This is a genomic window from Mycobacteroides saopaulense (assembly GCF_001456355.1).
In the GTDB taxonomy this organism is placed as follows: Bacteria; Actinomycetota; Actinomycetes; order Mycobacteriales; family Mycobacteriaceae; genus Mycobacterium; species Mycobacterium saopaulense.
Genome location: NZ_CP010271.1, coordinates 2,206,734 through 2,219,187, shown reverse-complemented (window position 1 = coordinate 2,219,187; position 12,454 = coordinate 2,206,734). Strand labels below are relative to the sequence as shown.

14 protein-coding genes are annotated in these 12,454 nt (G+C 65.5%); 6 read left to right on the top strand and 8 right to left on the bottom strand.

Going from position 1 to position 12,454, the window contains the following annotated elements; translation table 11 throughout:
- Positions 1 to 7 precede the first annotated feature (7 nt).
- The 4 genes from MYCSP_RS11110 to MYCSP_RS11095 all read right to left on the bottom strand — a co-directional run bounded on the left by MYCSP_RS11110 (position 8) and on the right by MYCSP_RS11095 (position 4,402).
- On the bottom strand, positions 8 to 1,444 hold the full coding sequence (locus tag MYCSP_RS11110) for a GuaB1 family IMP dehydrogenase-related protein (protein WP_070912528.1): 1,437 nt from the start codon (positions 1,442 to 1,444) through the stop codon (positions 8 to 10).
- Positions 1,445 to 1,472: 28 nt separating this feature from the next.
- Positions 1,473 to 2,927, bottom strand: a complete 1,455-nt coding sequence (gndA, locus tag MYCSP_RS11105) for an NADP-dependent phosphogluconate dehydrogenase (protein WP_083013391.1) — start codon at positions 2,925 to 2,927, stop codon at positions 1,473 to 1,475.
- Positions 2,928 to 3,014: 87 nt separating this feature from the next.
- On the bottom strand, positions 3,015 to 3,980 hold the full coding sequence (locus MYCSP_RS11100) for a M56 family metallopeptidase (RefSeq protein WP_070912529.1): 966 nt from the start codon (positions 3,978 to 3,980) through the stop codon (positions 3,015 to 3,017).
- Positions 3,981 to 3,994: 14 nt separating this feature from the next.
- Positions 3,995 to 4,402, bottom strand: a complete 408-nt coding sequence (locus MYCSP_RS11095) for a BlaI/MecI/CopY family transcriptional regulator (protein ID WP_070912530.1) — start codon at positions 4,400 to 4,402, stop codon at positions 3,995 to 3,997.
- 243 nt (positions 4,403 to 4,645) lie between these two features.
- Here MYCSP_RS11095 and MYCSP_RS11085 point away from each other — a divergent pair, with 243 nt between their 5' ends.
- Positions 4,646 to 5,404, top strand: coding sequence for an iron reductase (locus tag MYCSP_RS11085; RefSeq protein WP_088413797.1), 759 nt, complete (start codon positions 4,646 to 4,648; stop codon positions 5,402 to 5,404).
- Positions 5,405 to 5,567: 163 nt separating this feature from the next.
- Positions 5,568 to 5,978: a PaaI family thioesterase gene (locus MYCSP_RS11080; protein ID WP_070912532.1), complete on the top strand. Its 411-nt coding sequence runs from the start codon at positions 5,568 to 5,570 to the stop codon at positions 5,976 to 5,978.
- A gap of 131 nt (positions 5,979 to 6,109) precedes the next feature.
- On the opposite strand, the gene MYCSP_RS11075 is transcribed toward MYCSP_RS11080, so the two are convergent.
- From MYCSP_RS11075 to MYCSP_RS11060, 4 genes are all read right to left on the bottom strand, one after another.
- Positions 6,110 to 6,934, bottom strand: a complete 825-nt coding sequence (locus MYCSP_RS11075; protein ID WP_407661670.1) for a sensor domain-containing protein — start codon at positions 6,932 to 6,934, stop codon at positions 6,110 to 6,112.
- Positions 6,919 to 7,686: a sensor domain-containing protein gene (locus tag MYCSP_RS11070; protein ID WP_083013332.1), complete on the bottom strand. Its 768-nt coding sequence runs from the start codon at positions 7,684 to 7,686 to the stop codon at positions 6,919 to 6,921. The genes MYCSP_RS11075 and MYCSP_RS11070 overlap by 16 nt, the downstream gene beginning before the upstream one ends.
- Before the next feature lie 99 nt (positions 7,687 to 7,785).
- The gene (locus tag MYCSP_RS11065) at positions 7,786 to 8,529 is read right to left on the bottom strand and encodes a sensor domain-containing protein (protein ID WP_088413796.1); all 744 of its coding nucleotides are present in this window, start codon (positions 8,527 to 8,529) and stop codon (positions 7,786 to 7,788) included.
- A complete protein-coding gene (locus tag MYCSP_RS11060) occupies positions 8,526 to 9,281 on the bottom strand; it encodes a sensor domain-containing protein (RefSeq protein ID WP_070912534.1) in 756 nt (251 codons plus the stop codon). The genes MYCSP_RS11065 and MYCSP_RS11060 overlap by 4 nt, the downstream gene beginning before the upstream one ends.
- A gap of 146 nt (positions 9,282 to 9,427) precedes the next feature.
- Between MYCSP_RS11060 and MYCSP_RS11055 the strand changes: the two genes are divergently transcribed.
- From MYCSP_RS11055 to MYCSP_RS11040, 4 genes are read left to right on the top strand one after another with little or no spacing between them, the layout of a single operon-like run.
- On the top strand, positions 9,428 to 9,730 hold the full coding sequence (locus MYCSP_RS11055) for an urease subunit gamma (RefSeq protein ID WP_070912535.1): 303 nt from the start codon (positions 9,428 to 9,430) through the stop codon (positions 9,728 to 9,730).
- Positions 9,731 to 9,735: 5 nt separating this feature from the next.
- Positions 9,736 to 10,059, top strand: coding sequence for an urease subunit beta (locus MYCSP_RS11050; RefSeq protein WP_083013333.1), 324 nt, complete (start codon positions 9,736 to 9,738; stop codon positions 10,057 to 10,059).
- A complete protein-coding gene (locus MYCSP_RS11045; protein WP_070912537.1) occupies positions 10,056 to 11,789 on the top strand; it encodes an urease subunit alpha in 1,734 nt (577 codons plus the stop codon). Before MYCSP_RS11050 ends, MYCSP_RS11045 begins: the two co-directional genes overlap by 4 nt.
- Positions 11,789 to 12,442: an urease accessory protein UreF gene (locus MYCSP_RS11040; RefSeq protein ID WP_083013334.1), complete on the top strand. Its 654-nt coding sequence runs from the start codon at positions 11,789 to 11,791 to the stop codon at positions 12,440 to 12,442. Before MYCSP_RS11045 ends, MYCSP_RS11040 begins: the two co-directional genes overlap by 1 nt.
- The last annotated feature ends 12 nt before the right edge of the window (positions 12,443 to 12,454 follow it).

Here is a 12,454-nt window from a genome sequence, read left to right as displayed (position 1 = left end):
CGACCGGTCACCAACCCTCGGGAAGTGGGCGGCCCTCGGCGAATCCGGCCGCCGACTGAACACCCAGCACCACCCGGTCGTGCAGCTCACCCAGGGTGCGCGCACCGACATATGTGCAGGTACTGCGCACACCGGAGATGATGTGGTCGATCAGGTCCTCGACGCCGGGCCGTTGCGGATCCAATTCGATCCGGGAGGTGGAAATGCCCTCCTCGAAGAGGCCCTTGCGCGCTTGGTCGAAGGCGCTGTCACCGGCCGTGCGGGCCGCCACGGCACGCTTGGATGCCATCCCGAAGCTGTCCTTGTAGCGGCGGCCGCTCGCGGAGAACTGCAGATCGCCGGGGGACTCGTGGGTGCCCGCGAACCAGGACCCGATCATCACATTGGCGGCGCCCGCCGCCAATGCCAGCGCAACGTCCCGCGGATGCCGAACGCCGCCGTCAGCCCACACATGAGCACCGAGTTCCCTTGCCGCTGCAGCACATTCGATGACCGCCGACAGCTGCGGGCGTCCCACCCCGGTCATCATCCGGGTGGTGCACATGGCACCCGGACCCACGCCCACCTTCACGATGTTCGCGCCGGCCTGGATCAGATCGCGGGTGCCCTGCGCCGAGACCACGTTGCCCGCGGCGATGGGCACGCCCAGCGACAATTCCGCGACCGACGCGAGCGCCTCGACCATCTTCTGCTGATGCCCGTGTGCAGTGTCGATGACCAGCAGATCCACCCCGGCCTGCACCAGGGCAGTCGCCTTGGCCCGCACGTCACCGTTGATACCCACGGCACCGGCGATGCGCAGGCGCCCTTGCGCGTCGACGGCCGGCGTGTACAAGCCCGCCCGAACGGCACCCGTGCGGGTGAGGATGCCCGCCATGGTGCCGTCCGGCCGCGTCAGCACCGCCACCGGTACGTGGGCCTCGGCCAGACGATCGAAGATCGCCCGGGGATCGGTCCCCGTCGACACGGTGACGAAGTCGGTCGCCGCGATGTCGTGGACGCGGGTGAACCTGTCGATGCCGGTGCACGCCGCCTCGGTGACCAGGCCCAGCGGCTTGTCGTCAGCGATCACCACGGCGGCTCCGTGCGAGCGCTTGTGGATCAGGGCGATGGCCTCACCCGCCGAGTCGTCCGGCGCCAGGGTCACCGGGGTGTCGTAGACCAGGTCACGGCTCTTGACGAACTCCACGGTCTGCGCGACCGCCTGCACCGGAAGGTCCTGGGGCAGCACGGTGATGCCGCCCCGGCGGGCGACGGTCTCGGCCATCCGCCGTCCGGCCACCGCCGTCATGTTGGCGACCACGATCGGGATCGTGGTGCCGGTGCCGTCGGCGGTGGTCAGGTCGACATCGAAACGCGACGTGACATCCGAGTGATTCGGCACGACGAAGACGTCGTCGTAGGTCAGGTCGTATGGTGGCCGCTGCCCGTCTAGAAACTTCATGATGTGACGCCCACGCCTCTTCTGGCCGTTATGCCTCTACCTCGCTGCGGTCGCCGCTCCAGAGTGTGTGGAACTTGCCCGGAGCATCGACACGCTCGTAGGTGTGTGCCCCGAAGAAGTCGCGCTGCGCCTGGGTGAGCGCGGCAGGCAGGCGGTCGGTGCGCAGTCCGTCGTAGTACGAGAGCGACGAGGCGAAGCCGGGGACCGGAATTCCCAGCTGAGTCGCCGTCACCACCACCCGGCGCCAGCTGTCGATGCCGTTCTCCACGGCTGCCCGGAAGTACGGAGCGGCGATCAGTGTGGCCAGCTCGGGCTCGTCGGCGAACGCCTCCTTGACGCGGTTCAGGAACTGCGCACGGATTATGCAGCCACCGCGCCAGATAGTGGCCAGGTCACCGGGGTTGACGTTCCAGCCGTACTCGGCGCTGCCCGCGGCAATCTGGTTGAACCCCTGCGCATAGGCGACAATCTTCGACGCGTACAGTGCCTGTCGCACATCCTCGATGAATTGCTTTGCATCGCTGGGCTTCTCACCAAGCACGCCAGAGGTGAATCCGGCTGCGGCAGCACGCTGGGGACGCGAACCGGACAGCGCACGAGCGAACACGGCCTCGGCGATGCCCGTCACCGGCACGCCAAGATCCAGGGCCGACTTGACGGTCCAGCGACCGGTGCCCTTCTGCTCTGCGGCATCGACGATGACGTCGACAAGGGGCTTGCCCGTCTTGGCATCGATGTGGGCCAGCACATCGGCGGTGATCTCGATGAGGTAGCTCTCCAACTCACCGCTGTTCCACTCGGTGAACACCTCGGCGATCTGCGGTGCCGACATGCCCAGCGCGTCGCGAAGGAGTTGGTAGGCCTCGCCGATCAGCTGCATGTCGGAGTACTCGATGCCGTTGTGCACCATCTTCACGAAATGCCCCGACCCATCCGGGCCGATGTGGGTGCAGCAGGGGGTGCCATCGACGTGTGCCGCAATGGATTCCAACAGCGGACCGAGCGCCTTGTACGACTCCGCCGGCCCGCCCGGCATGATCGACGGACCGTTCAGCGCGCCCTCTTCGCCGCCCGAGATTCCGGCGCCGACGAAGTGCAGCCCACGTGCGGCCAGCGCGGCCTCACGGCGAATCGTGTCCGTGTACAGCGCGTTGCCGCCGTCGATGATGATGTCGCCGGGCTCCATTGCCGACGCCAGCTCTTCGATGACGGCGTCGGTGGGCTCACCGGCCTTCACCATGATCAGGACGCGGCGTGGACGCTCGAGCGCTCCGACGAACTCCTCGACCGTCTCACTGCGAATGAAGCTGCCCTCGGACCCGTGATCGGCCAGCAGAGCGTCGGTCTTCGCGACCGATCGGTTGTGCAGGGCGACGGTGTATCCGTGCCGTGCGAAGTTCCGCGCGATATTCGATCCCATGACGGCCAAGCCCGTCACACCGATCTGAGCTTTACCCTGCGCCGAGCCGTCTGCAGCCGTCACCAGCACATCCTTTCGTTGACGTGTTGTGCTCCACGGATTCTCGCGCAGTCGCTTTCGGGCCGCGAGCGCGGGTCACCTACTGGCCGATTACTGACTGAACAGGCGCTGTAGTTCGGTGAACCACGGGATGACAACCGCCAGCGTCGGCACCACCAGGATTGCGGCGGCGGCGGTGTAGGCGCTGCAGGAGAGTAGGAGGCTGTTCCCGCTGCCGCCCAAACGGCGGACCCGGATGAGCGTGGTGGGACCACCGGCGGCCATGGCGCCGACCGGCGTCGGGCCACCCGCACACGCGACGAGTGCACGAGCCAGGGGAGTCGGGCCCGCGGTCCGGACCGCCGCGTCGTCGGCAAGAAGTTCCACGAGCAGCTTGACCGCGTCCAGCGCATTCCTGCTACGCACGATGACCGGGAAAGCGTCGTGCACGGCAGTGAACGCCTCCAACACCAGGTCGTGGCGGGCGCGCAGATGGGCGCGTTCGTGCGCGACGATTGCCGCCACCTCGTTGTGGCCCAACGTGCTCAGCGTTCCCTCGCTGACGACCACCCGGCTGCGCACACCCGGTAAGCAGTACGCCAGGGGTTCGTCGACTTCCAGGACACGCAGGTCGTGATCGCGCCGGCGATGGATGTCGTAGCCGCCACGCCAGTTCTCGCAGTAGCGCTTGTGATCGAGCAGGTCGACGATGGCACGGTGGCGTGCCCGGCGGCGTCGGGTACGTACACCTACCCGAATCACCGAGACCATCAGCCGAATACCGATCAGAATCGTGATCGCGAACACGGTGACGTAGAGCAGCCACAAACCCCAACCGAGACGGTCGATTTCGCCGGTAATCGTGGCCGTCGGGTGACCATCGGGCCCGGGGACCAGAAGCCGGCTCGCTATCGCCAACCCGGAGCTGAAGGCCGAGAGAACCGCAGCCACCGCAATGGCCTGCCACAAAACCATGGCGGCGCGTGGTGCGCGGTACGGCCAGCGCGCACGCGCGAGCAACGCCGGTACAGGACCGGTCAGCAGCAGCGCGAGAATCGCGAACGCCAGGGCGGACACATAACCAGTGTCCCTTACGCGGTGGGGCGACCGCCAGCAGATGGATCTTTCGCCTCGAGATCGGCCAGGGCGCGACGCAGCGCATCGGCCTCATCGGGGCCGACGCGCTCCACGAAGTGCACCAATGCCGCCTCGCGGGCACCAGAGTTGTTGGCCTGCGCCAATGCGTCGACCATCAGCCCCGCCACCAGCTCGTCGCGACCGTGGACCGGGGCGTAGCGATGCGCGCGGTCATCGCGGTGCTGAACGACCAGATCCTTCTTCGCAAGGCGCTGCAACACGGTCATCACAGTTGTATAGGCGAGGTCACGTCGTGCCGACAGCGCCTCGTGGACCTGACGCACAGTCTGAGGCTCGGGAGAGGACCACAGGTGGTCCATCACCGCGCGTTCAAGTTCGCCCAGGCGTGCCATTCCGAACATTCTACGTTCACCTCCGACGCAATGCCGTACTACATCCAGTCGTACTACTTCTGACAACCAACGATCCGAGGCTCGGTCTTTGTTCCAGGGCTCGGTCCGGTCTCACCATGTGAGTCGAACCGTCGACACCGGCCGATGATCAGGGGCTTCGGTGAGGGCTCTCACAACGTCCGCACCTGGCGATGTCATCGTACATGTGGTTAGGCTAACCTATCTTGTCTACGTGAAGGGAGGCTGCCAACTGTGACACTGGCCATCGACCGATGCTCTTCGACCAGGAGTCTCATCGCCGACGATCCGCTGATCGCCGGGATGTCCATCCGCCAATCACTGCCGCTGCACGAATCGAGCGCCCGGCTTCGCGAGCTGTATCCGGAGTGCCCGCGGGCCTACGGCGTCGCCATGATGTCCGACGTAGGCCGCCGCCGATGGTGGCCGCTGGCGCGCGCACTCAATACTGATCGGCTTGAGCAGATGTACGCCCGCGCCGTCAAGGAGACCGGCAGCGACTCGATTGCCGTCCACCAACTCGCCGACGCTCTGGTGCACACCGTGGTCGGACGCCTGGTTGCCTTGGTGGTCCTGGAGGGCCGCGCCTGGGATCCGGGGCTGGGGAACCTATGGGTCTACTTCGACTCCGAGGGCTGCATCGACTGGGCCGGCGTTGTCGACCCGACCCTACGAGTACTGCCCGACGACCCGGACCGCGACCGCGAGCAGGTGGTGGTCTTTCCCGGCGAGGACGCGCTCGCCGCGTGGACCGCGCACCGGTGCCATCGCGCGCTGGCTCCATTGTTCACCCGCCTGACGCAGATCAGCTCCGGCGCAATGGAAATCGGCCAGATGTGGCAGCTGGTCGGCTCGACAGTGGTGGGCGCGGCAACTCACGTTCCGCTGCTGGCACGGTCCAGCGAGACCGACGGGATGCGTCGCGGGCAAGCGATCTTGGACCGGTTCATGACACTCGGATTGCCGGTCCGCCATAAGGCCCTTGCAATTTAGGGCAGCCTTGCCTATCCTTAGTCACGTCGAACGCGCTACAGCGCGACCAGACACCCGGACCGCGCCGGAGTCCTGAGGGCTGCAGAGACCCCCGGTCCACTCGAAGGAAGGACCCCATGTGCCTCGGCACATGGGGTCCTTCTTCGTTTGATATGAACATCAAATGCCAGACACGCCGGAGCACCTCAGCACGATGCCCACCGCACCCTTCGACAAGCTCGTGGGACTCGAATACACCTCGCTGACGCCCGACGGTGTCTCCGCCAGCCTGACTGTCACCGAGAATCTGTTGCAACCCAACGGGATCGTGCACGGTGGCGTGTACTGCTCGGTGGTCGAGAGCGTGGCGAGCGTGTCCGCATACATCTGGCGGGCCAACGTGCTGGGGGAGGAGAGCGCGGTCGTCGGCGTCAACAACAACACCGACTTCCTGCGTGCGATCTCGGCGGGCACGCTCACCGCGACATCGACGCCGATCCACCGGGGTCGTCGTCAGCAGCTGTGGCTCGTCACCATCACCGACGGCGACAACCGCACGATCGCGCGGGGACAGGTGCGACTGCAGAACCTGTGAGACTCGGGTGGGCGCGACCCCCGTGCGCCCACCCGAGCTCATTTCGAGAGATGCCGGCCGGCCCCCCGATGGTCGGGCCGCCATCCTCGTCCCCCCGCCCGGATCCAGTCCCCACTGGATCCGGAGGCTTGTCAGCTCAGCTGCAGCTTGTCGACAATCCTGTCGGCCATCTTCTGCACCAGTTGCTTTGAATTGCTTCGTGCGCAAACCTGCGTCTGCACAATCACGTTGGCGACGCCGTTGTACGACACGAAACAGCGGTATTTACTCGGGCCGTAGGTGAGGGCCCAGTTCGCCTTCTTGGCGTTTGCGGACGAAACCGACACCGTGACGGGCACCTTCTCGCCGTCCGGATCGGTGAAGTTGTACGTCGTTCCGTCGCATTCCTTGATCGCGTCGACGGCCGTCGTGAACTGCGTCTGTGCGGCGTTCTTGTCCTTATATGCCGCGATCGCCTGGTACACCTGGGCGTCCGGCTTCTTGGCGTCCCCGAGCAGCATCTCTGTTCCGCGGAACGTCTCGTAGTCCTTACCCACAGACTCGACCGTCAACCCTTGCGTCACATTGCAACTCGCGTCGTCGGACTCCGTGGCCGTGAAGGGCTTCTCCCGTTTGTTGGTCTTGGCGACCTCGGTATCGAGAGCCTTCGCGATCTCCTCGTCGGTGAACAGCGCCGCCACCATGGCATCCTCACTGATCTTGTCCTGCCCGGGCCACCCGGTCAGAGCAGCGGGCCCGCTGCTCGTGGGGCCCGGCGCAGGGGCGTTGACCGACCGTGACGTGGTTGTGGTGGCAGCCGTCGAGGTGCCGGTGGCCTGCTTCTGGGTGGAGCACCCGGATAACGCCAGCGCCGCGATTGCCGTAGCGCACAGCGCCGTCCGCACCGTCGTGCCACCAAACGTGCTTGCCATGAACCCCCCTGTCATGTTCTTCGCCGCGATCATGCCGGGATCCATTCGGCCATGCGGTCGACGATCGCGGTCACCGCCGGCGCTCCATTGCCCGCTTGGCACAGGCGGGTACCAAACACCACATTGTTCTTCGCCCGGTACTCGAAAAAGCATCTCCACGCCGATGGTTTGCCATCGTTGAGCTGCTGTTCGACCCATCTCACCGTCTTCCCCTCGGCAGAGAAACTCTCCACCCGCCAGTCGAGGTCGCCGGTCGGCTGCTCGGTGTCGACACAGCTCTTCAGCGAGTCCGGGAATGCCTTTTTCATCTGGTCGGCAGCGGTCTTCGCGTCGGCGAACAGCACCACGGCCTGCCACACAATGTGGTCGTACCGCTCCTTTGACTCCTTTTGTACGACGTGCCGATACGTCGTCCATTCGTCACCCAGAACGTCAGTGAACGGTCCGGCCAGCGCCTCACATTTGCCGCTTCTCGGCGAATCCTCCGGAGTCGAGCTCTTCACCTCGAAGGTCAGCGGCGAGCCCACGATCTTGCCGACGTCATCGGCAGAGATCAGTGTGGCTTCGGCCTTCTCCGGGGTCACAATCACCGGCGGAGGCGGTTCCAGCGACGTCGTGACGGACGGTGCGGTGGTCTTGGGGCTTGTCGGGGACACCGCGTCCTGCGAATCGGCCTGCGCGCCCGATGTCGCGGTCGCACCGACCGGGATCGGTTTGATACCTCCCGAGTCGGTGCCACAACTCACCGCGAGCATCGCAGCCAGACCAAGCCATCCGGCCGTCAATACGTAACGCATCCAAATCCCTCCCTGTCGATTTCAGACCCGCATCGACCCAAATCATGGCTACATCGGGTTGCTCGCGCCCAGTGTTACACGCCCCTCGCCACGGCTGGCTTACTTGGGCTGGGTGGCCGCCGCCATCCTGTCCATGATGGCCTTCATCGCGGGTACGCCATTACCGCGCTGGCAGACGGTCGCCGAGAACAGCACGTTGTCGATGATGCGTGCCGCCTTGTTACAGCGCCATCCGTTGGGCTGACCATCTTCGATCTGCTCAAGCACCCATTGCACCCGGTCTTGCGACGCCTCACGCACGGTTACGCGCCAGGTCGCCGTGTCGGTCTTGATGTCCTCACCTGAACACTCGCGGACCGTGACCGGGAACTCCTTCGAATAGGTTTCCGCCGCGGCATCTTTGGCTGGGTATAACAAGACACGCTGCCCGATCGAGTGATCGTAGGTTTCCTTGGATTCCTGGTACCACACGTTTCGATAGGTGGTCCACGTGCTGCCGATGTCGGTCGTCAAAGGCACCAGGAGAGCCCGGCACGACTCCTTGCCCTCGACGGTCGACGATTGTGGATCCGAAGACTTCCCCTCGTAGCCCAGCGTGGATCCGATGAGTTCGCCGACGTCGTCCTTGGGGACAATCAGCGAGTTGGCGGTATCCGGACTGATCGCGTTCTCCGAGACGGTGGTCGACGTCTTCGGGGTGCCCGACGGCGCGGGCGACTCAGAAGTCGCCGGATCCTTCTGACCACCCCCGAAGATCGAACACCCGGTCAGGACGATTGCCGCACACACCGCGACCACGGCCTTCCGATACACCGATGTGCTAGTCACCTTCATCCCCTTCATTCCGGAATCCACGCCGCGATCCGGTCGGCAATGGTCGTAACCCCGGGCACACCATCACCGAACTGGCACAGGTACGCCCCGAAGAGCACGTTGTTCTTGTTACGGAAGTCGAAGAAGCAGTGCCAGGGCGTGCCCTCTGCGATCTGAAGCTGAGCCCATGTGGCCGCAGTGTCGGTGACCTTGGTGATGCTGCTGATCTTCCACTTGTCGTTCAACATGGAAATCCCCGCGTCAACGCATGTTTTCGAGATGGACAGCGGATATGACCGAGTGAAGGCCGCGGAAGCCTCCTCGCGTGTGGGATACAGGACGGCCACCTGACCCACGATGTACGAGCTGCTGTCCTTGGTCTCGCGGTAATAGTTCCAGCGGTATGTGGTCCACTCCGATCCCAGTTGACCGGCTCGCGGATTGTCCAGATTCACACAGTCCGGTGGACCGCTCACCGCGTCCGTTGGCGGTGCCGATCGATTGTTCTCGTACTCCAGCGTCGTTCCCAGAATCTTCCCGACCTCGGCGCGCGAGCTCAGGATCGTCTCGACCTTGTCCGGTGTGACCACCAGCGGCGGCGGTGCAGGCGCCTTGGTGGTGGCCGGGACGGATGCCGGCGCCGACGTGCCTGCGGTCATCGGCATGTCGGCGGCGGTGGTGGACGGTGCCGCCACCGGTTTTATCCCCTCGCTGGGTTGACTGCACCCCGTCAGCAGCACCGCCGCCGACACCACACACCCCAACGTCATCGCATACCGCATCGTGCACCCTCCTGATCGCTCCTGCACACAGCCAGTTCCGGTGGATTCTCGCATTCAAGATCAAGGCCGCACGGCAAAACCCGCCACAGGCCGTCGGCGGGCCGTGAAAGTGCCTGGCCGCCCGGATCGTGGCAGGATCGCCCCTTATGCGATTGACCCCGCACGAGCAGGAACGGCTGCTCATCTCCTACGCGGCGGAATTGGCGCGGCGACGCCAGTCCCGAGGCCTGCGCCTCAACCATCCCGAGGCCATCGCGATCATCACCGACCATCTCCTCGAAGGCGCCCGCGACGGTCGGACGGTCTCGGAACTGATGGTCAGCGGACGTGAGGTACTGGGGCGCGAAGACGTCATGGACGGCGTGCCCGAGATGATCCCGGATGTCCAGGTGGAGGCCACCTTTCCCGACGGCACCAAACTCGTGACCGTGCACCACCCGATCGGATGAGCCAGATGATTCCCGGCGAATACCTCTTCGCACCCGACGATATCGAGCTCAACGCGGGCGCCACCGTCATCGAACTCCACGTCGTCAACACCGGAGACCGGCCCGTGCAGGTGGGCAGCCACGTGCACTTCCCTCAATCCAACCCGGCGCTCGATTTCGACAGAGCCGCAGCCCACGGTCATCGCCTGCACATACCCGCGGGCACCGCGGTGCGTTTTGAACCCGGTGTGGCCCAGCGGGTTCAGCTGGTTCCGTTGCGTGGTCGCCGCGAAGTTCACGGACTGACACTCGATGCGCCGGGCAAGTTGAACGGCGGTGATCCGGCATGACCAGACTGACCCGAGCGCATTACGCCAAGCTCTACGGCCCCACGACCGGGGACCGCATCCGGCTGGCCGATACCGATCTGCTCATCGAGATCACCGAAGATCGATGCGGCGGTCCCGGCTTGGCCGGCGAGGAGGCGGTGTTCGGCGGCGGCAAGGTGCTGCGCGAATCGATGGGACAAAGTCGCGTAACCCGCGCCGAAGGTGCGCCGGACACCGTCATCACCGGCGCCGTCATCATCGACTACTGGGGAATCATCAAGGCCGACATCGGCATTCGCGATGGACGCATCGTCGGGATCGGCAAGGCCGGCAATCCGGACATCATGGACGGGGTCCATCCACAGCTGGTTGTGGGCCCGTCCACCGAGATCATCGCCGGCAATGACCGGATCGTCACGGCGGGCGGCATCGACTGCCACGTCCATTTCATCTGTCCGCAGTTGGTCGACGAAGCCATCGGCGGCGGAATCACCACCATGATCGGCGGCGGCACCGGCCCCGCCGAGGGCAGCAAGGCGACCACCGTCACTCCCGGAGCGTGGCATCTGGGCCGAATGCTGCAGGCGCTCGACAGGTGGCCGGTGAACGTGCTGCTGCTGGGTAAGGGCAACACCGTCAATCCCGAATCCATGTGGGAGCAATTGCGGGGCGGTGCTGCAGGTTTCAAACTGCACGAGGACTGGGGCACCACGCCCGCCGTGATCGACGCATGCCTTCGCGTGGCGGACGAGGCCGATGTCCAGGTCGCCCTGCACTCGGACACCCTCAACGAAACGGGCTTTGTCGAAGGCACCCTGGACGCGATCGCCGGACGCGCCATCCACGCCTATCACACCGAGGGCGCGGGCGGCGGACATGCGCCGGACATCATCACCGTCGCAAGCCATCCGAATGTGATGCCCAGCTCGACCAATCCGACGCGCCCGCACACCGTCAACACCCTGGACGAGCACCTCGACATGTTGATGGTCTGCCACCATCTCAATGCCGCCGTGCCCGAGGATCTCGCCTTCGCGGAGAGCAGGATTCGCCCTTCCACCATCGCCGCCGAGGATCTGCTGCACGACATCGGTGCCATCTCGATGATCGGCAGTGACAGCCAGGCCATGGGACGCATCGGCGAAGTGGTGATGCGCACCTGGCAGACCGCGCATGTCATGAAGAAACGCCGCGGTGCACTGCCGGGGGACCCCGCCGGTGCCCACGGCAACGACAACAATCGGGTGCGCCGGTACGTCGCCAAATACACCATCTGCCCGGCGATCACGCACGGTATCGACCACGAGCTGGGTTCGGTCGAGGTCGGCAAGTTGGCCGATCTGGTGCTGTGGGAGCCGGCGTTCTTCGGCGTGCGGCCGCATGCGGTCATCAAGGGTGGCGCCATCGCCTGGGCGGCCATGGGTGATGCCAACGCGTCCATCCCCACCCCGCAGCCGGTGCTCCCGCGACCCATGTTCGGTGCCATGCCCAATGTGGCCCCTGGGCTGGCCGTGCATTTCGTCTCGCCGACGGCCATCGAGGACGACCTGGCCGCCCGGCTCGCGCTCCGGCGCAGGCTGGTTCCCACCCGCAATGTTCGTCACCGCGGCAAGGCAGACCTGCCGTTGAACGACGCGATGCCGGATATCCGGGTCGACCCCGACACGTTCACCGTGCGCATCGACGGAGAGGTGTGGCAGGAGCAGCCCGCCGCCGAACTGCCTATGGCGCAAAGGTATTTCCTGTTCTGATGGAAGCCACCGACGCATCCACGACAACGGCGTTGCTGCTGTCGCTGGCGGACTCCCGGTTGCCCACCGGTTCGCATGTGCATTCCGGTGGGGTAGAGGAGGCCATCGCCCAGGGCCTCGTTCGCGACTGCGCCACTCTCAACGCATACCTGCGGCGGCGTATCCGGACCCACGGCCTGGTGGCGGCCTCGATCGCCGCTGCCATCACCACCGGCCGACTCGATCCGGTGCGTGCCGATGCCGAGACCGATGCGCGCACCCCGTCACAGGCGGCCCGAGACGCCTCGCGCGCCCAGGGCCGAGGGCTCAAGCGCCTGGCCGCCAGCGCCTGGCCCCACATCGACTGGAGCCCGTGCGGCAGGCAGCCGCATCTGCCCATTGTGTACGGCATCATCGGAGCGGCAACGGGTTTGGCGGGTCGTGATATCGCCCTCGTCGTCGTGTACACCACCCTCACCGGGTCCGCCACCGCGGGACAGCGGCTGTTGGCCCTGGATCCGGCGGAGGTGGCGGTGGGCACCCTGGCATTGACGAGCCTGTGTGAGCAGACCGCGTCGCTGGCCGCCGCCGAGCTGGCCAGCCTGTCAGACCCCCTACTCGACGTGCTCGCCGAACAACACCTCCGACGCGAACGACCGCTTTTTGTTTCGTAGTTCACGCACGAC

What these genes read in the sequence shown, in the direction of transcription:
- MYCSP_RS11045 (WP_070912537.1), top strand. Translation starts at nt 10,056, where the DNA reads ATGACCAGACTGACCCGAGCGCATTACGCCAAGCTCTACGGCCCCACG.
- MYCSP_RS11070 (WP_083013332.1), bottom strand. Translation starts at nt 7,686, where the DNA reads ATGCGTTACGTATTGACGGCCGGATGGCTTGGTCTGGCTGCGATGCTC.
- MYCSP_RS11060 (WP_070912534.1), bottom strand. Translation starts at nt 9,281, where the DNA reads ATGCGGTATGCGATGACGTTGGGGTGTGTGGTGTCGGCGGCGGTGCTG.
- MYCSP_RS11040 (WP_083013334.1), top strand. Translation starts at nt 11,789, where the DNA reads ATGGAAGCCACCGACGCATCCACGACAACGGCGTTGCTGCTGTCGCTG.
- MYCSP_RS11095 (WP_070912530.1), bottom strand. Translation starts at nt 4,402, where the DNA reads ATGTTCGGAATGGCACGCCTGGGCGAACTTGAACGCGCGGTGATGGAC.
- MYCSP_RS11065 (WP_088413796.1), bottom strand. Translation starts at nt 8,529, where the DNA reads ATGAAGGGGATGAAGGTGACTAGCACATCGGTGTATCGGAAGGCCGTG.
- MYCSP_RS11075 (WP_407661670.1), bottom strand. Translation starts at nt 6,934, where the DNA reads ATGGATCCCGGCATGATCGCGGCGAAGAACATGACAGGGGGGTTCATG.
- MYCSP_RS11110 (WP_070912528.1), bottom strand. Translation starts at nt 1,444, where the DNA reads ATGAAGTTTCTAGACGGGCAGCGGCCACCATACGACCTGACCTACGAC.
- MYCSP_RS11055 (WP_070912535.1), top strand. Translation starts at nt 9,428, where the DNA reads ATGCGATTGACCCCGCACGAGCAGGAACGGCTGCTCATCTCCTACGCG.
- MYCSP_RS11080 (WP_070912532.1), top strand. Translation starts at nt 5,568, where the DNA reads ATGCCAGACACGCCGGAGCACCTCAGCACGATGCCCACCGCACCCTTC.
- MYCSP_RS11050 (WP_083013333.1), top strand. Translation starts at nt 9,736, where the DNA reads ATGATTCCCGGCGAATACCTCTTCGCACCCGACGATATCGAGCTCAAC.